Source organism: Nocardia cerradoensis NBRC 101014 (assembly GCF_000308535.1).
Classification (GTDB): domain Bacteria; phylum Actinomycetota; class Actinomycetes; order Mycobacteriales; family Mycobacteriaceae; genus Nocardia; species Nocardia cerradoensis.
The window spans coordinates 70,716-87,623 of sequence record NZ_BAFW01000048.1 but is presented as its reverse complement, the minus strand read 5'-3'; the positions used below and the strand labels follow the sequence as shown (position 1 = coordinate 87,623).

Here is a 16,908-nt window from a genome sequence, read left to right as displayed (position 1 = left end):
CGTATGGCCGAACTGGTGGAACAGCGCCAGCGCGACGAACGGCCGGATACGTTGTGGCTGCTCAGCCACCCGCAGGTCTATACGATCGGGCGCCGGACGCCGAGCGCGCATCTGCCCGATCCCGACCACGGCATTCCGGTGGTCGAGACCACCCGCGGCGGACAGCTCACCTATCACGGCCCCGGCCAGCTCGTCGGATACCTCGTCGTGAAACTCGGTGCGGGCGAAGGCGTCGTGGACTACATCCGCGAGGTCGAATACCGCCTGGTGGCCGCGCTCGACCGGCTGGGCATCCGGGCGCAACGCCGCGACACCCCGCCGGGATCGGAACTGCTCACCGGCGTGTGGACCGTCGAGACGGGCCGCAAGATCGTCTCCATCGGCATGCGGCAGAGCCGCGGCGTCACCAGCCACGGCTTCGCCATGAACGTCGACGGCGACCTGGAACCGTGGCAGTGGGCCGTCGCGTGCGGGCTGCCCGATGTGGATATGACGTCGGTGCGGCGCGAACAGCCGGGCGCCGGAATGGATCAGGTTCGTCCGATCGTGGCGGAAGCATTCGAAGCGGAAGCATCCGACACCGTCTGATCACGCGGCAGGCCGCATTCCGCCAGTCGCAGTATCGCGGCGGTTACCGCCGCACTGTAGGCGCGGCTGGCCGGGGCCGGTCGGCGCGCCGGATAGTTCGAGCGGTGGGTCACCACGACGCCGTTGCCCAGCACCACGGTCGCGTCCGTGACGGTCGCCGCACAGTTGCCACCCGCCTTGGCGGTCAGGTCGACCACGACCGCGCCGTCCCCGAGTGCGTCGAGTGCGGGCCCGTCGACCAGCAGCGGAGACCGTTGCCCACGCCGCACCGCCGCGCAGAAGACCAGATCCGGTTTGTCCGTGCGGATCCGCTCCAGGACGCGGGCGGCGTCGACGTCGTGGGACCAGTGAAAGACGTTGGGGCCCTGCGCGTTCAGTGCCTCTCGCAGTTCGGGCCGGCGCCCCAGCACCACCGGCGGTTCGGCCCCGCAGGCGGCTGCCGTCGCGACGGCCGACAGTCCGGCCGGCCCGCAGCCCAGAATCAGGGAACGGATCGGCCTGCGCACGGTGCGCGGTACCAGCCGCTGCCCCGCGAGATAGGCCACGCTGCCGGCGATCCGGCTCATCGCCGAGAGCGCGTCCAAGGCACCGGCTTCGTGGGAAAACAACTCGAACGCAATCGATTCCACGCCCGATCCACGCAGTTCGGCGATCTGCGCGGCTCGCCGCAGCGGGTCCTGGAAGCCGATCAGCGTGAGATGCGGCCGCCGCGACATCGCGCGCAGGTCGTGGGTCGCCGGCTTCACCCACGCCAGCACATCGCAGGCCGCGACCACAGCACCCGGATCGTCCACGAGGGCTGCCCCCGCGAACCGGTAGGTGTCGTCGTCGAATCCGGCCGCCCGCCCGGCGCCGACCTCCACCACCACCCGCATCCCGGCCGCGATCAGGCATCGGACTCCGTCCGGCGTCAACGCCACCCGCCGTTCCCGGGCGGCGGTTTCGCGCAGCACGCCGACGATCACGCCGGTGGCTCCGCAAGACCGCGCCGGCGCAGGATGTCGCGGTAGGTGGCGCCACCGGCCAACTCCGCGACCAGCCCGCCGAGCCGATCGAACAGTTCGTCGACCAACTCCCGCGACTCGGTGCCGGGTCCGCGCCGGGGTGCGAGGACGTTGAGCCGCACACCCGTCCGCGGTGATCCGGTGCGTCCCAGCGCGACGCTGTCGATCCCGGCACCGGCCAGCAAGAGATCCTCGAGCTCGGCGCTGTCGCCCACTCCCGCCGCGTCCAGAAGGGCGGAGTCGGCGACCACGGACAGGAACATGCTCGCGCCGGAGCCCAACGGCCGCAGTATCTTCGCGCCGAATTCGGCATCGATCGCGGCGATCCGGTCCAGGGCGGTATCGAACTGTTCGCGTACCAGCTTCCGATTGTGCTCGAAATAGGCATCGGGCGTATGGTCCAGCACCGCGCGCACCAGATGCGTACTCTCCCGCTGAAAAGCGATCGTGAGTCGCGCTCGGATACGCTCCAGCCACTGCGCGTCGCCGGTGCACGCGGCACCCAGTTTGCACGGACCGAAAGCGTTGTAGCCCTTCGAGTTCCCCGTGACGGTGACCATCCGGTCGTACAACCGGACCGAGCCGCGCGCGGTCGGCACCTCCAGCGCGGCGAGCGGGATATGCCCGCCGACGAGCCGGTCGAAGGCCATATCGCAGATCACCGGAACCTCGGCCGCGACGAGAACCTCTGCGATTTCCCGCAATTCGTCCGGCGAGTACCGCGTGACGACCGGATTGCCCGGCAACGTCAGCAATACGGCACAGACGGCATCACCGTGCCGTGCCAGTTCCCGGGCCAGCGCGGTCGGGTCGATGCGGAACGAATCGTCCGGTGTGGCCGCCGGAACCACCACGCGCACATCGAATTTGGCGATATGGGTGGCGAAGTTCTTGTAGAAACCCTCGGGGCAGACGATCACCCCGCCGGGGCGCACGACGGTGGCGATCACCTCCTCGAGCATCAGCATGCTCGAATACGGGCAGACGACAACCTCGTCGGGACGAACCCGGACGCCCGCCACGCCGTCGGCGGGGCGGTGCAGCCGGTCGAACAGGCGGGCGGCGGCCGACTCCCGCACCTCGAGCGGTTGCCGCTTGTCGTAGTCCGGCAGACCTCGGCGCCGGATCCGATGCGGCGCCAGGTCGTTCCACGCCCGCCGCAGCGCACGCGCCGCCGCCGGATCGATCTCGAATCCGGTCTCGCCGTGGTACGCGTCCAGAACACCGTCGTACCGGCGGCCGGACAGACCGGGAAACGGTGCGGTGTCCGACAGCCACCGGCGCAGGTCCTTCTTGCGCTCCTCCGAACGCAGGATCATCGCGGCGGCGGCCCGCTCGGTATGCCGGGGGCCGCTCGTCACAGCCGCCCTGTTTCCAGCGACGCCTGACCGGGGGTCGGGATGTCCTCCCAGGCGCGAACGAGCGTCTCGCGGAACAGGTCCCGCCCCTCACCGTCGCCCAAGCGGTCGAACCGGGCCAGCCGCGGATCGGCCAGCAGATCGTTGACCACGATCGCCGAACCGATGCGCCGCAGGTCGTAGAGCTTCTCGAAGCGCCGGACCGCGAACGCCACATCGTGTTTGAGCACCGAGAAGCGCGTCGCGACCCGGGTCTGGCGGGAGTAGTCGTATTCCCCGACACAGACATACCGGTCGTCGACGACCAGCATGCTCTGCGCATTGCGCGCGTGCTCCCGCTTGACCAGCACGCTCTCGACACCGGAGCGCGCCTGCCACCACAGCTTGTCGTCGTAGGGCCACACATCTTCGATGCGATCCAGAACGTACATGCGCCGCACCGTGACTCGCGGCTCGTGCACCGCATCGGCCAGGCGCACGATCGCGGCATGGTAGTCGTCGCCGACGTCACCGCCGATGGTGCCCAGGTCGGCGGTGTGGATGGCGCGCACGGACTGTTCGGCCTGTTCCAGGATGGTCAGCCAGTCGTTGACCGTATTCCACTCCCACACCGTCGCACTGCGCGAAGGTATCTGCGCCAGCAGCTCTTCCGCGCGCTCGAGCTGGCGAGCGGCGATGAGGCGCAACGGCTCCACCTCCTCACGCGCACCGCGGGCGTCGAGGACGGTCTGCGCGATCGTCAGCACGCGATCCACCACGCCGGGGTCCTTGCCGAGAAGTACGTTGAAACGCATCCGCAGGTCGTAATGCCCGCCGGGTTCGGACGAGCCGCCGACGCCGTCCATCGGAAGTTCCTGCCCCAGCGCCGAACTCAGACGTTCCCGCAGCGGCAGCGGCGGCACGCGGGTGCCGTTCTCGATCTGCTGAACGAGGCTGCGTGAACAGTCCGCCTGTTTGGCCAGCGCGGCCTGGGTGAGACCGGACTCGATACGGAGCCGGCGCACCAGTTCGCCGATCCGCTCGCCACCGTCTGGGTCAGATTGTGTCACGATGCGGAATTCTAATCACATGTGGCCCATCGGATCATCAGCTAAACATCAATTTTTCATTACTCCGGTGAACGCCCGGCGAACGCAGCTCGCCGATAACTCGAATGTGCCCGGCCTGCTGCGGATTCTGCCACAAGACGCTCGAAAGCGTTCCCCAGAGCCAACTTTCACACCTTCACACCCATCTCCGGTAATCAATTCAGATATTCGCTGGGCATATCTGATTGAAGTTGGGCATTGAGGTCCCGGAGATATCGCAGATAAGCACAGATGCTTAGTTGACAGCCCCGGAAAGCCGTCCTTAGCATTTAGCTATAGCCACCGGCTCTCCGTTTATCGGAGGGGCCGGCTTGGTGGAAGGGGAATGCCATGACGCTTCATATCACCGACTGGTTGATGACCAGCGATGTCACCCCGGAATCTGCCCAGCGCCTGCCGTCACTTCCCGGACGGTGGTTGCTGAGCTGGCTGCCCGGCGAGCTTCTGACCCAGGAACAGGCGCTGAGCGGCATGATCCTGGACGAGATCCTGTCCGATCCGGCTTTCGTGGACGACCTGGGGGCCGTCGAGATGGCCACCCTGCACGCCGCCGAACTCGGCATCACCCTGGACGAGGCGGTGATCCGGCTGTGCGCCCGGGTCCTCGAGCGCACGGCCCGGCGATCCGGCGATATCGGGCCGGACGACATCGAACCCGGCGACATCGAGCCCGGGGATATCGGGCCGGGTGACAGGGGGGCGAGTGCCACCGAATACGGCCCGGTCCGAGGCCACCCGCACCTCCCGCACGTTCACCGCACCCCGGTGTCGCTGCACCGGCCGCGGCATACCGATCACGATCTGTCGGCCGCGCCGTCGTAGCAGAGCCGCAGGTCGTGGGCGATCCGTTCGCCGTCGACGGCCACCCGCGCACTGGCCGGCGGATAGCCGCGACCCACCACCGTGTAGTCCCCGGCGGGGAGATCGTCGATCCGGTAGCGCCCGTCCCCGTCCGTCAATGCGGCGGCCACCACCGCGCCGCCCGAATCCAGCACCGCGACGTGGGCGTGGGCGACCGGACCGCGCTCGGAGCGCACCCGGCCCGACAGCACCGCCGTCGGAGCGAGTTCGATGTCGTAGCGCAACATGCCGGTCTGGGGAACGGTCAACGTGGTGGCATCCGGCCTGCGATGCCCGGCGACCGCGACCAGGGTGTAGGTGCCGGCGACGATGCCGTGACAGGCATACGCGCCGTCGGCCCCGGTCACCGCCGCGCCGACGACCTCCCCGCGCCGATCGGTCAGGGTGACGGTCACGCCGGCGAGTGGCCGGCCCGGCCCCTCGGTGACAATGCCGGACAGCTCTCCGGACCCCTGCAGGGTGAGATCGACCGTCTGGGGTTCGGAACCGATCGCGACGTTCACCGCGGCGGGCTGATGTCCCTCGGCGGAAACGATCAGCACATAGTTACCGGCGTCCGGCACGCTCAGGCGGTAGCCGCCCGCGCCGTCGGTCGTCGCGCGCGAAACCTGGTGTCCCCGTTGGTCTATCAGTGTCAGCGCCGCACCGGGTATGGATTGCCCGTCTTCGCGGTGGATGTGTCCGGACACAGGAGCGTCGCCGGGCACGTCGCCGATGACCTCCGGGAACGCGGTGTGCGCCGCCGATTCGGCAAGGGCCGGCGCCGATTCCGGCCGGGCCGCTTCGCCGTCCGCCTCCCACAACTGCTCCGGCTCCCAGAGTTCGGGTGCCTCGGCGGCTTCGGCTTCAGCCACGGTCCGCGCGTCCTGCGGCTGCTCGCCGCGCTGCGGCGGCGCCGAACTGTCCTGCAGCGGAATCTCTTTCATGAACAGCAGCACCACACAGGCCAGCAGCGCCACCCCGGCGGCGGCGTAGAACACGCCGTGCAGGGAGTCGGTGAAGCCGATCAGAATCGGATCGCGCACCTGCGCCGGCAGTGCCGCGATCCCGCTGGTGTTCGACTGCAGCTGGTCGAGCTTCCCGGTGTCGAAGCCGGGCGGCAGCACACCGCCGAACGCGTCGATGATCTTGTGCGGCAACAGATTGAACAGAATCGTCAGGAAGACCGCGACACCCAGCGTGCCGCCCATCTGCCGGAAGAAGGTCGCCGACGCCGTCGACACACCCATATCCGACCGCGGACCGGCATTCTGCGCCGCGATGATCAACGTCTGCATACAGCCACCGAGGCCGAAGCCGATGACCGCGCTGTACACCAGCGGCTGCCACAGTGGGCTGTCGTAGTGCACCTGCGCGTACAGCGCCGCACCGCACGCGATGACGAAGGTGCCCAGCACGGGCAGGATCTTGTAGCGGCCAGTCAGTTTGGTGACCTGCCCCGCGATCAGCGAGCCGATCATGATGCCCAGCACCAGCGGCAACATCAGCAGACCTGCCTTGGTGGGCGAATAGCCCCGCACCACCTGCAGATACAGCGGCACCATACTGATCGCGCCGAACATCGCGATACCGACGATGAAGCCGCCCAGGATGGTGATGGAGAACGTCGAATTCCGGAACAGCCGCAGCGGAATCAGCGCGGCGTCCTTCATCAGAAATTCCACGAGGACGAACAGCACGAGCCCGACCGCGCCGATGCCGTAGCAGATCAGCGCGCGCGGTGACTCCCAGCCCCAGCCGCGGCCCTGCTCCGCCACGATCAGCAACGGCACCACACAGATCGCCAGCGCGATCGCACCGAACCAGTCCACGCGATGCCGCTGCCGCTCGTGCGGCACGTTGAGCACCTTCGCGACCACGGCCAGCGCGAGCACACCGATCGGGACGTTCACCAGGAACACCCAACGCCAGCCGTCGATACCCCACAGCGTGTCGTAATCGGAGAAGAAGCCGCCGAGCACCGGGCCCGCGACCGTCGCGGTGCCGAACACCATCATGAAATAGCCCTGGTACCGCACGCGTTCGCGAGCGGGCACGATATCCCCGATGATGGTGAACGCCAAGGACATCAGGCCACCCGCGCCGAGCCCCTGGAAGGCGCGGAAGGCCGCCAACTCGTACATCGACGTCGCGAACGTGCACGCCGCCGAACCCACCACGAAAATACCGATCGCCAACAGATAGAACGGCTTCCGACCATAGATATCGGCCAACTTGCCGTACAACGGCGTCGAAATCGTCGCCGTAATCAAATACGCCGTCGTCGCCCACGCCTGCTGATCGAAACCATGCAAACTATTCGCGATCCGGACAATCGCCACACTCACAATATTCTGATCCAGCGCCGCCAAGAACATCCCCAGCAACAAACCGGACAAAATAGTCAAAATCTGCCGATGCGAGAGCGCGCCCGGCGCGGGACCCGAGGCCGGCTGCGCCGCCGGCTCCCGGGTGGTCGAAGTGGTCATATTTCCAAGCCCTGTTTCGGTTCGGCCGTCGATGGTGGAGTTGATTCGATACCGCAGTTGAGCCGGTCGAGCAAAGCGATCAGAGTGGACCGGTCCGCGGCGGGCCAGTCGGCCATCACCTCGGCGATCCAGAGGTTGCGCAAGCGTCGATTCTCGGCGAACACCCGGCTCCCCTCGTCGGTCGCGGCCAGCACGCATGCCCGGCCGTCGACCGGATCCGCCCGGCGCTCCACCAAGCCGTGTGCCACGAGCGATCTGGTCTGCCGGCTGATGGTGGAGATCTCGGCGTGCAATTGCTCGGCCAGCTTGCCCGTCCGCTGCGGTCCGTCGTGAACCAGGCAGAACAGCATGGCGTAGGCGAGTTTCTCCAGTCCGTCCGGACCCGCCTTGGACAACTGCGTTTTCGCGCGATTCACCGCGCGAACGAACCGGATCAATTGAGCGCCGAGTCGATCGGCGTCGTCGAGCGCTGTGGCGGTGACGGTGCGGTCAAGGCCGGCAGCGGTCATCGGGTGTCCCCTTTTCCCAGATCCGCAGACTTGCTTAGCGCGTACAAATAGTTGCCGGCGCCAACTATACAGAGGGGCGTACGGCGGTCGTTCATTTCCTCAGAACAAGGTCATCGGCTCGATCGGCGCCGGATCCACGAGGGCCGGGAGTTCCGCGCCGGCGGACCGCACGTCAGCGTAGAACCGCCGGGCCAGCAGTAACGAATCCGCATTGTCCGGAGTGTGAACGAAGACCGTCGGCGACCGTCCCTCCCGCAACCACTCGACGACGAGATCGCGCCACGGCCGCCAGCCGGCGACGGTCGCCTCGATATCGTCGTTGCCGTGATACCGCACGATCGGATATTCGGTCAGTGCGCGTAGGCGGCGCGGCAGCCGCGGCTTCTTCGCGCTCGCTTCGTACTCGCCGGGGCTGCGCGGCGGCGCGGCGAACAGGGTCGTGGTGTCGAACGGAATCCATTCGGCGCCGACACGTTCCAGCACGTACTCCAATCGGCCGGCGGCCTCGGGGTCGGCGAAGAAGGCACGGTGGCGCACCTCGACCGCGCAGCGATACCGGCGCGGCAGGCGGTGCAGCAGCCCGGCGAGCACGCCGAGATCGTCCGGCCCGAACGAGGCCGGCAACTGTGCCCACAGCGCGTGAATGCGCGACCCGAGCGGCTCGACCGCGCGCAGGAATTCCGCCAATTCCGTTTCCGCACCGCGCATCCGGCGTTCGTGGGTGACGGTCCTGGGCAGCTTCAGCACGAAGCGGAAGTCCTCGGGCGTCTGATCCACCCACGACCGCACGGTGGCCGGATTCGGCGTCGCGTAGAAGGTGGTGTTGCCCTCCACCGCCGTGCAGTACCGGGCATACCCGCCCAGGCGCCGCCGCGAATCCGGCTGGTACGCGCGCCACGCCTCGTGCGTCCACTGCGCGCATCCGACCGAGAGTGTCATGGTGTCGACGGTATCCGCCGGCGGTGACAACACCGCGCGGCGGATCAGCCCTGCGGTGCGCCGCGGAAGAACAGGATCTGGTCGCCGTAGTCGGCCAGGGCACGCGCCTGCCCGGCCTGCCGGATACCGCTGGCGGGCAGGTTGGTCAGTTTGGCGAACATGCCGGAGTTGCCGAACGCCGCGCGAACCTGGGTTTCGGAGGCGTAGTCGGCGCCGTAGTCGGCGAGCATCGCGAAATCCAACGGCGCCAGCGGTTCGGCCAGCGGTTCCTGACCGGCCGGCCGGCCCAGGGCGGCGAACTGCCGGGCGGCACCGTCGGCGTACCAGCACAATTCGTAGGTCAGATTCTCGATGGTGTTGACCGCGAGCACCGGCCACTGCCGCGAAAGGCGAAGCGCCAGAGGGTTTTTGCCGGTGGGAGCGAGCTCCCAGAACAGGCTCAGCACATGCACCCAGCTGCCCGCGCGCTGCAGCAGCACCACGTCGTCACCGAGGTTCGCAGCGGTATTGAGGGCGGGATCGGGCATATGCCAATGGGTTTCGCCGACTCCGGCGAAGGCGCTGCTGTCCACCGGATGCGCGCCGTCGGCGGCATAGGCCTCGATGACGGCCGCGCGCACCCGGGCCACGGCGTCGGCGGCGGCGCAGCGCACACTCAACGCACCGTAGGAGGTGGCGATCTCCAGCGGCTTGGACGGCGGGTCCGCCAGCGCACCGGCGGCGAGAGGTTTGAGCCCGACCAGACCGAGCTTCCAGTTGATCTCCTCGATCGTGGTCAGATCACCGGCGGTTTGGTACAGGATCTGCTGCTGGGTGAGATATCCGGCCCGCTCGAGCGTCGGACATTCCAATTTCACCAGGGCGGCATGGGTTTTGCTGGTGAACTCGAGTTCGTCGATCGAGGTCTCCCGCAGCCGGGTCGTCATCTCCGGCGTGGTCCACGCGGAATACCGTTCGCGATACGTCGCCAGCGCCTGTTTGCGCCCGCGGCCGATCATCAGCGTGCGCAGCAGCATGTTCAGGCTCGCCAGATACCGCCCGGCCTGATCGGGATTGGCGGCGAACAGGCCCGCGCGGATGCGCACCGCCTCGGCACTGGCCGCCACCGCCGATTCCGGATCCAGCCGGCACAGCCACACCCCGCATTTGGACAGACCGTCGGCACACACCCCGGCCGCCATCGGATAGTTCTGCGCCACCTGGTGATACGCGTCGCAGGCCTGGCGGATGGTCGCGGTGGCCAGTTCCCGATGACCGATCGTGCGGGCGGCCTGTTCGAACAGTCGCAGCGCCTCGGTGACCTGCCCGGCGAATTGCGCGGTCACATGACCGGCGGTCAGCCAGTGCAGCCGGATCAGCACCGCCTCCTGGGCGGGTTCCAGGGCGGCGGGCGCGCGGTCGCGGTCGGCGCCCTCGGCCTTGGTGTCCAGGCAGGCTCTGGCCAACTCGCACAGCGACGTCGCCAGGCGCAGTTCGGCTTCGGCCGAACGTTGCTGGGCGGCGGCCCGTCTGTGGTCGGCCACCTGCTGTTCGATCGCGCTCAGCGCACTCGCCATCCCAACTCCCGCATCACCTTCCGCATACGGTCGTCGACCGGCCGCATCGTGCCGTGCCGAGTCTGCCACATCCGGGCAGCGCGCAGCAGCCGACGAGCTCCGCGAGCCGCGCCGCCGCCGGGCCGCGGAGTGCCCCGCAAACCGGGCCCACTCTCGGAAAAGAAGCGAATCGGTGTTAACTTATAGGAGAACCTCGAGTAACTTTGATCGATCGGAGTGGCTATGACCACGGCAGTCGTCGTCGATGTCGTCCGGACCCCGTCCGGTAAGGGAAAAACCGGTGGCGGCCTGTCCCAGGTCCACCCGGCCACCCTGCTGGCCGGAGTGCTGTCCGACCTGGTCGCACGCAACGACCTGGATCCGGCACTGGTCGACGACGTGATCGCCGGCTGCGTGACACAGAGCGGGGAACAGGCGTTCAACATCGCCCGGACCGCGGTGCTCGCGGCCGGATTCCCGGAGGCCGTACCCGCCACCACCGTGGACCGCCAGTGCGGCTCCAGCCAGCAGGCCGCGCACTTCGCCGCACAGGGCGTGATCGCCGGTGCCTACGACATAGCCATCGCCTGCGGTGTGGAGTCGATGTCGCGGGTGCCGATGTTCTCCAACGGCCAGGGCGCCGATGCCAATCGCGGCCCCATCGCCCACCGCTACCCCGAAGGCCTTGTGCAGCAGGGCATTTCGGCCGAGGTGATCGCCGCCCGCTGGAAGTTCGACCGCGCCGCCCTGGACGAATTCGCGGCTCGGTCGCACCGGCTGGCCGCCGAGACCGCCGCGGCGGGCGGATTCGATCGCGAGATCGTCGCGGCCGGAACCTTGCAGGCGGACGAGACCATTCGCCCGGCCACGACCGTCGAGGGGCTGGCCGGTCTGCGCCCCGCCTTCGCCGACGACCAGTACCTGGCCCGCTTCCCGGAGATCGAGTGGTCCATCACGCCGGGCAACTCCTCCCCGCTCACCGACGGCGCCTCCGCGGCCCTGATCATGAGCGAGGAGAAGGCCGCGGCCCTCGGCCTGCGCCCGCGTGCCCGCTTCCACTCCTTCGCCGTCACCGGCGACGACCCGCTGCTGATGCTGACCGCGGTCGTCCCCGCGACCGAGAAGGTGCTGGCCCGCGGTGGTCTGTCGATCGACGACATCGACGCCTACGAGGTGAACGAGGCCTTCGCGCCGGTCCCGCTGGTGTGGGCGCGCGAACTGAACGCCGACCCGGCCAAGCTGAATCCCCGTGGCGGCGCCATCGCGCTGGGGCATCCGCTCGGCGCCTCCGGCGTCCGCATCCTCGCGACGCTGGTCAACCACCTCGAACAGGCGAGCGGCCGCTACGGCCTGATGACGATGTGCGAGGCCGGTGGTCTGGCCAACGCCACCGTCATCGAGCGACTCTGAGGATCGATCGGATCACGTGTGCCGGTCGGCGTCCCCGACGCCGACCGACGCACGCTATCCGCGGTGCCGGCAGCTGTCGGGCACGATATGCCCGGCGGTTACCAGCGCGTCGAACGCCGCCTGCTTGATACCGCAGCCGTCGGTCGAACAATCGGTATGCAACTGCATCACCTGGTGTGCACGTTCCACGGTCAACGGCCGGGTGGGCGCCGAATGTGCCATCACCACAATGAGATAATCGGTAGACAACTCCATGACATTGCCCCATATCCGGTTCTACATGTTGATGTAGCTACACGGTAACTCCATAGCGGGCCGCTGCCGACGGACAAGTACCGGACAATCCGGTGCCCAGAGGACATCTCAACGGGCACACGAGGATTGCCTCACCTAATTCGCTCGCCCGATCCGCCTCCGGTTACTCGTCGGAGACATCCGGGAAGGCCTGCTGCCGATGGCCGCCACGCAGGGTTCCCGTCAGATACGCGGCCTTACAAGCACGTCGGGCGATCTTGCCGCTCGACGTGCGCGGAATCGACCCGGCCGGCACCAGAAGCAGTTCACGCACCGTCACCCCGTGCCGCGCCGAAATCGCCGCCCGCACAACCTCCGCCACCGGACCCGCGTCGAGTTTGGCTGCGCCACTTCCCCGTTCGGCCACGATTACCAGATGTTCGCCCCCCGATCCGGAGGCGGCGAGGTCGGCGGGCAGTTCGTCACCGCGCACCGAGAAGGCGGCCACGAAACCCGGCCGCAGTGCGGTCGACGACTCCTGTGCCGACATCTCCAGATCCTGCGGATAGTGATTGCGCCCGTCGACGATCACCAGATCCTTGACGCGGCCGGTGATGTACAACTCGCCGTCGTGATACACGCCGTAATCGCCGGTGCTCATCCAATAGGCTTGTGGCGCCGTACCTTCGGCGTGACTGCAGGTAGCCTGCCGGGCGCTGAGCCGGTTGCGGAAGGTCGCCTCGGTCTCCTCGGGACGGCCCCAGTAGCCGATTCCCATATTTTCCCCGTGCAACCAGATCTCCCCGACCCGGCCATCCGGCAGTTCGGCGCCGTTGTCGTCCACGATCACCGCCCACTGCGACCGCGCCACATATCCGCACGACACCTGCGCCACGGCGTTTTCCGCATCCGGGTCGACCTCGACCAGATGCCCGGCGTTGAGCCGGGCCCGGTCGGCGTGGACGACCCGCGCGGCGTCCTCGCGCCGGGTGGCCGACACGAACAGGGTGGCCTCCGCCATCCCGTAACACGGTTTGATCGCCGTCTTCGGCAAGCCGTAGGGCATGAAGGCGTCGTTGAATTTCGCCATCGACGACACCGACACCGGCTCACTGCCGTTGATCAGGCCGATCACATTCGACAGATCGAGGTGCTCCCCCGCCTTCGGCCGCCCGCGCGCGGCGGCGTGCTCGAAGGCGAAATTCGGTGCGGCGGCATACGTTGCGGCGCCGTCGGAGGCGGCGGCCAGCTCCTTGATCCAGCGATACGGCCGCCGGACGAACGCGCTCGGCGACATGATGGTGATGAACTTACCGCCGATCGCCGGCAGGATCACACACAGCAGGCCCATATCGTGGAACAGCGGCAACCAGGTGACGCCGCGGGCGGTTTCGTCGATCCCGAGCGCGTCGATCATCTGCAGCAGATTGGTGCCGACCGACCGGTGCGTGATCTCCACGCCGGCCGGCGTGCGGGTGGAACCGGACGTGTACTGCAGATACGCGACGCTGTCGATGGTGATGTCCGGTTGGGTCCAGCCCGCACCGACGCTGTCGGGTATCGCGTCGACCGCGATGATGCGCGGACGCTGCCCGGCCGGCATGCCGCGGAAGAATTCCCGCACCCCGCCCGCCGCGGAACTCGCGGTCAGAATCGCGGTCGGCCGGCAGTCGCCGAGGACGGCGTGCAATCGGTCGGTGTGGCCGGGTTCTTCGGGGTCGAACAGCGGCACAGCGATATTGCCCGCGTACACCGCCGCGAACATCGCCACCACGTAGTCCAGGCCCTGCGGCGCCAGGACGGCCACCCGATCCCGCGGCCGGGTCACCTGCTGCAACCGGGCCGCCACCGCCCGCAACCGCGCACCGAACTGGCGCCAGGTGAGCTCGTGGTACTCACCGTCGCGCTCGCGCGAATAGTCGATGTAGCGGTAGGCCAGCTCGTCCCCGTTCGCCGCACTGTGCTTGTCGACGAAATCGATCAGGGTCGCATCGCCCAGGATGCTGATGTTGCCGTCTTCGTCCAGATAGTCATCGAAGGTCTCGCCGATCATTCCCTCATCCTTTTCACGCACGAACGTCACGCACGAACAGTCACGCAGGAACGAAAGCCCGGAGCCCGCCCTCGGCGGTGCTCCGGCCGGGCAACTCAGTACCGGCCGAAGGTCAACGACACGTTGTGGCCGCCGAATCCGAAGGAATTGTTGACCGCGTAGTCGATCCGCCCGGGCCGGGCCTGGCCCTTGACGATGTCCAGATCGACATCCGGATCCTGGTTGTCCAGGTTGAGCGTGGGCGGGACGAGGCCGTCGCGGATCGACAGCACCGTGAGCACCGATTCCAGCGCCCCGACGGCGCCGATGGAATGTCCCAGCGCCGATTTCGGCGCGTAGACCGAGGCGTGGCTGCCGACCGCCGCGGCGATGGCACGCGCCTCCGCGGTATCGCCGATCGGGGTCGCCGTGGCATGCGCGTTCACATGTGTCACATCGGTTTTCGACAAGCCGGCGGTCTGCAGCGCGCGGGCGATGGCCCGCGCCGCGCCCTTCCCGTCCGGATCCGGCGCCACCAGGTGGAAACCGTCGGAGGTGAGACCGGCGCCGAGCAGCCGGGCGTGCACGGTGGCGCCGCGGGCCCGGGCGTGTTCCTCGGATTCGAGCACCATCATCGCGCCGGCCTCACCGAAGACGAACCCGTCGCGATCGGTGTCGAACGGGCGCGACGCGCGTTTCGGATCGTCGTTGCGCGTGCTCATCGCGCGCATCATGGTGAAGGCGGCGATCGGCACCGCTTGGATCGACCCCTCCACGCCCCCGGTCACGACCACATCGGCATCGCCCATCACGATCATCTTCCACGCGTTGGCGATGGCCTCCGACCCCGAGGAGCACGCCGAAACGGGGGTCGCGATACCGGCTTTGGCGCCCAGTTCCAGCCCGACCACCGCGGCCGCGCCGTTGGGCATGATCATCTGCACCGCGAGCGGGCTGACCCGGCGATATCCGCCGTTGGCCATCTTGTCCTTGACGTCGATGAGCGCCTCCGCGCCACCCAGCCCGGTGCCGATGGAGACGCCGAGCCGCTCCGGATCGACCTCGGGCGCACCGGCGTTGCGCCACACCTCACGCCCCAGCACCAGCGCCATCTGCTCGACGTAGGACAGCCGGCGGGTCTCCTCGCGGCTCAGCACGGTGGACGGAACGACCTTGAGGTGACCGCCGATGCGAACCGGAAGTTCGAACTGGTCGATGAAACCGTCGTCGAGTACGTCGATTCCGCTCTCCCCGTTCAACAGTCCCTTCCACGTGGAGTCGACATCACCTGCGATGGACGTGGTCGCGGCCAGGCTGGTGACGACGACGTCGCGGTAGCGCATACGGCTGGAAACCGTCATTCTCGGCTCACTTTCGACAGGCAACACTGCGGAACAGGGGCAACACTGCGGCGAATACAAGCTGGAGCGACAACGGTGGCGGTGGAGCGGCTACATTAGCGAGGCGAACACGACCGGCGTAGCCCTCAGTGCCACCCGGCAACCCGGTCGTGACTGCACTGTACCGGTTTCTTCCCGCAGCGTCGCACGGCGATCCACAACGAGGAAGGGCAACACCGTGGTCAGGAATCTCACCCAACTCGAGTTGCTGCTGGAACTCGAGCCCGTGGCGGAGAGCAATGTGCATCGACATCTGTCGATGGCGAAGACGTGGCATCCGCACGACTACGTCCCGTGGGATGCGGGACGCAATTTCGCCGCCCTCGGCGGAACCGATTGGGACCCCGCCCAGTCACGGCTGAGCGAGGTCGCCCGCGCCGCGATGGTGACGAATCTTCTCACCGAGGACAATCTGCCGTCCTACCATCGCGAGATCGCCGAGAACTTCTCCTCCGACGGCGCCTGGGGCACCTGGGTGGGGCGGTGGACGGCCGAGGAGAACCGGCACGGCATCGCAATTCGCGACTATCTGGTCGTCACCCGCGCGGTCGATCCCGTGGCCCTGGAGCGGGCCCGGATGGTCCACATGACCAACGGCTACGACGCGATGAAACTCGTGCGCGAGAGCGACAAGGCCAGCGTGGTGGACCTGGCCGACAGCGGATTCCTGCACTCGGTCGCCTACGTGACCTTCCAGGAACTGGCCACCCGGGTCTCACACCGCAACACCGGCAAGGTCTGCGAGGATCCGGTCGCCGACCGCATGCTGGCGCGGATCTCCGCGGACGAGAACCTGCACATGATCTTCTACCGCAATATGTGCGCGGCGGCTTTGGATCTGGCGCCCGACCAGGCGTTGGAGGCGATTACCGATATCGTGTGCAATTTCCAGATGCCGGGCGCCGGAATGCCGGATTGGCGGCGCAACGGCGTGCTGATGGCCAAGCACGGAATCTACGATCTGCGCCAGCATCTGGACGAAGTGGTGATGCCGGTGTTGCGCAAGTGGAATGTGTTCGATCGCAACGACTTCACCGCACGCGGCGACCGGGTGCGCAATACCCTCGGGGAATTCCTGGAGAAACTGCGAAACGATTGTGCGCGTTTCGAAGAACAGCGTGACCGGGCGCTGGCCCGGGAGGCCCGCAAACGAGACCTGGTGGGCTCCCGGCCGTGAGCGGCGGCGGCGCGGCGGTGTAAGCGACTGCATCCCCGAGCATTTCGATTGGGTTTCGAAAGCGACAGAGCGGCAGAACACATTGCCAGAAAATAGCCGCGGGTGCACACTGGGAGTTATGACCGCTTCACCCCGCGCTGCTCACTCCACGGACCGCGAAACCGTGGCGCTGATCGACGCATCCCATCCCGTCGTGCACGTCGAATTCCGGATCGGCGATCCGCACCGGCAAGCCAAGATGCGCGCGGTCATGGACCGGCTGCGCGTGGGAAACCGGTTCCGGAACCGCTGATTTCACCGGCCGC

The 16,908-nt window shown here is 67.6% G+C and carries 15 protein-coding genes; 5 read left to right on the top strand and 10 right to left on the bottom strand.

Annotation, left to right across the window (positions count from 1 at the left end):
- On the top strand, positions 1-588 hold a 588-nt coding region (gene lipB / locus ON23_RS06265; protein ID WP_039776903.1), incomplete at its 5' end, for a lipoyl(octanoyl) transferase LipB.
- Here lipB and ON23_RS37755 read toward each other — a convergent pair.
- The 3 genes from ON23_RS37755 to ON23_RS06250 are packed head-to-tail and all read right to left on the bottom strand — an operon-like array spanning position 531 to position 3,999.
- Positions 531-1,553 carry a Rossmann-fold NAD(P)-binding domain-containing protein gene (locus ON23_RS37755; RefSeq protein WP_039776878.1) on the bottom strand — a complete coding sequence of 341 codons (1,023 nt, stop codon included), beginning with the start codon at positions 1,551-1,553 and terminating at the stop codon, positions 531-533. The two genes, lipB and ON23_RS37755, sit on opposite strands and share 58 nt — an antisense overlap.
- Positions 1,550-2,953 carry a pyridoxal phosphate-dependent aminotransferase gene (locus ON23_RS06255; RefSeq protein WP_157170175.1) on the bottom strand — a complete coding sequence of 468 codons (1,404 nt, stop codon included), beginning with the start codon at positions 2,951-2,953 and terminating at the stop codon, positions 1,550-1,552. Before ON23_RS06255 ends, ON23_RS37755 begins: the two co-directional genes overlap by 4 nt.
- Entirely contained in the window at positions 2,950-3,999 is a 1,050-nt protein-coding gene (locus ON23_RS06250) for a helix-turn-helix domain-containing protein (protein WP_039776876.1), read from the bottom strand. Before ON23_RS06250 ends, ON23_RS06255 begins: the two co-directional genes overlap by 4 nt.
- A gap of 369 nt (positions 4,000-4,368) precedes the next feature.
- Between ON23_RS06250 and ON23_RS35800 the strand changes: the two genes are divergently transcribed.
- The gene (locus tag ON23_RS35800) at positions 4,369-4,860 is read left to right on the top strand and encodes a hypothetical protein (protein ID WP_051042098.1); all 492 of its coding nucleotides are present in this window, start codon (positions 4,369-4,371) and stop codon (positions 4,858-4,860) included.
- Here the strand turns inward: ON23_RS35800 and ON23_RS06240 are convergent.
- From ON23_RS06240 to ON23_RS06225, 4 genes are all read right to left on the bottom strand, one after another.
- Positions 4,833-7,367: an MFS transporter gene (locus tag ON23_RS06240; protein WP_039776875.1), complete on the bottom strand. Its 2,535-nt coding sequence runs from the start codon at positions 7,365-7,367 to the stop codon at positions 4,833-4,835. The genes ON23_RS35800 and ON23_RS06240 overlap by 28 nt on opposite strands.
- The gene (locus ON23_RS06235; RefSeq protein WP_039776874.1) at positions 7,364-7,876 is read right to left on the bottom strand and encodes a MarR family winged helix-turn-helix transcriptional regulator; all 513 of its coding nucleotides are present in this window, start codon (positions 7,874-7,876) and stop codon (positions 7,364-7,366) included. The genes ON23_RS06240 and ON23_RS06235 overlap by 4 nt, the downstream gene beginning before the upstream one ends.
- Positions 7,877-7,975: 99 nt before the next feature.
- Complete coding sequence (locus tag ON23_RS06230) at positions 7,976-8,815, bottom strand: DUF72 domain-containing protein (protein WP_039776901.1); 840 nt, start codon at positions 8,813-8,815, stop codon at positions 7,976-7,978.
- Positions 8,816-8,859: 44 nt separating this feature from the next.
- Positions 8,860-10,371 carry a hypothetical protein gene (locus ON23_RS06225; RefSeq protein ID WP_039776873.1) on the bottom strand — a complete coding sequence of 504 codons (1,512 nt, stop codon included), beginning with the start codon at positions 10,369-10,371 and terminating at the stop codon, positions 8,860-8,862.
- Between the two features lie 222 nt (positions 10,372-10,593).
- On the opposite strand from ON23_RS06225, the gene ON23_RS06220 reads away from it, so the two are divergent.
- The gene (locus ON23_RS06220) at positions 10,594-11,760 is read left to right on the top strand and encodes a thiolase family protein (protein WP_039776872.1); all 1,167 of its coding nucleotides are present in this window, start codon (positions 10,594-10,596) and stop codon (positions 11,758-11,760) included.
- 54 nt (positions 11,761-11,814) lie between these two features.
- On the opposite strand, the gene ON23_RS37750 is transcribed toward ON23_RS06220, so the two are convergent.
- The 3 genes from ON23_RS37750 to ON23_RS06210 form a co-directional block, all read right to left on the bottom strand.
- A complete protein-coding gene (locus ON23_RS37750; protein ID WP_062963520.1) occupies positions 11,815-12,015 on the bottom strand; it encodes a hypothetical protein in 201 nt (66 codons plus the stop codon).
- 163 nt (positions 12,016-12,178) lie between these two features.
- Positions 12,179-14,047 carry a long-chain-fatty-acid--AMP ligase FadD32 gene (fadD32, locus tag ON23_RS06215; protein ID WP_039776871.1) on the bottom strand — a complete coding sequence of 623 codons (1,869 nt, stop codon included), beginning with the start codon at positions 14,045-14,047 and terminating at the stop codon, positions 12,179-12,181.
- Positions 14,048-14,142: 95 nt separating this feature from the next.
- A complete protein-coding gene (locus tag ON23_RS06210) occupies positions 14,143-15,387 on the bottom strand; it encodes a KasA/KasB family beta-ketoacyl-ACP synthase (protein WP_039776870.1) in 1,245 nt (414 codons plus the stop codon).
- 217 nt (positions 15,388-15,604) lie between these two features.
- On the opposite strand from ON23_RS06210, the gene ON23_RS06205 reads away from it, so the two are divergent.
- A complete protein-coding gene (locus tag ON23_RS06205; RefSeq protein WP_039776869.1) occupies positions 15,605-16,603 on the top strand; it encodes an acyl-ACP desaturase in 999 nt (332 codons plus the stop codon).
- Between the two features lie 118 nt (positions 16,604-16,721).
- Positions 16,722-16,895, top strand: a complete 174-nt coding sequence (locus ON23_RS37745; RefSeq protein WP_156055668.1) for a hypothetical protein — start codon at positions 16,722-16,724, stop codon at positions 16,893-16,895.
- Positions 16,896-16,908: the final 13 nt, after the last annotated feature.

Bases quoted from the DNA above. Each gene is read 5' to 3' on its own strand.
- ON23_RS35800 (WP_051042098.1), top strand. From the start codon at position 4,369: ATGACGCTTCATATCACCGACTGGTTGATGACCAGCGATGTCACCCCG.
- ON23_RS06240 (WP_039776875.1), bottom strand. From the start codon at position 7,367: ATGACCACTTCGACCACCCGGGAGCCGGCGGCGCAGCCGGCCTCGGGT.
- ON23_RS06235 (WP_039776874.1), bottom strand. From the start codon at position 7,876: ATGACCGCTGCCGGCCTTGACCGCACCGTCACCGCCACAGCGCTCGAC.
- ON23_RS06230 (WP_039776901.1), bottom strand. From the start codon at position 8,815: ATGACACTCTCGGTCGGATGCGCGCAGTGGACGCACGAGGCGTGGCGC.
- ON23_RS06225 (WP_039776873.1), bottom strand. From the start codon at position 10,371: ATGGCGAGTGCGCTGAGCGCGATCGAACAGCAGGTGGCCGACCACAGA.
- ON23_RS06220 (WP_039776872.1), top strand. From the start codon at position 10,594: ATGACCACGGCAGTCGTCGTCGATGTCGTCCGGACCCCGTCCGGTAAG.
- ON23_RS37750 (WP_062963520.1), bottom strand. From the start codon at position 12,015: ATGGAGTTGTCTACCGATTATCTCATTGTGGTGATGGCACATTCGGCG.
- fadD32 (WP_039776871.1), bottom strand. From the start codon at position 14,047: ATGATCGGCGAGACCTTCGATGACTATCTGGACGAAGACGGCAACATC.
- ON23_RS06210 (WP_039776870.1), bottom strand. From the start codon at position 15,387: ATGACGGTTTCCAGCCGTATGCGCTACCGCGACGTCGTCGTCACCAGC.
- ON23_RS37745 (WP_156055668.1), top strand. From the start codon at position 16,722: ATGACCGCTTCACCCCGCGCTGCTCACTCCACGGACCGCGAAACCGTG.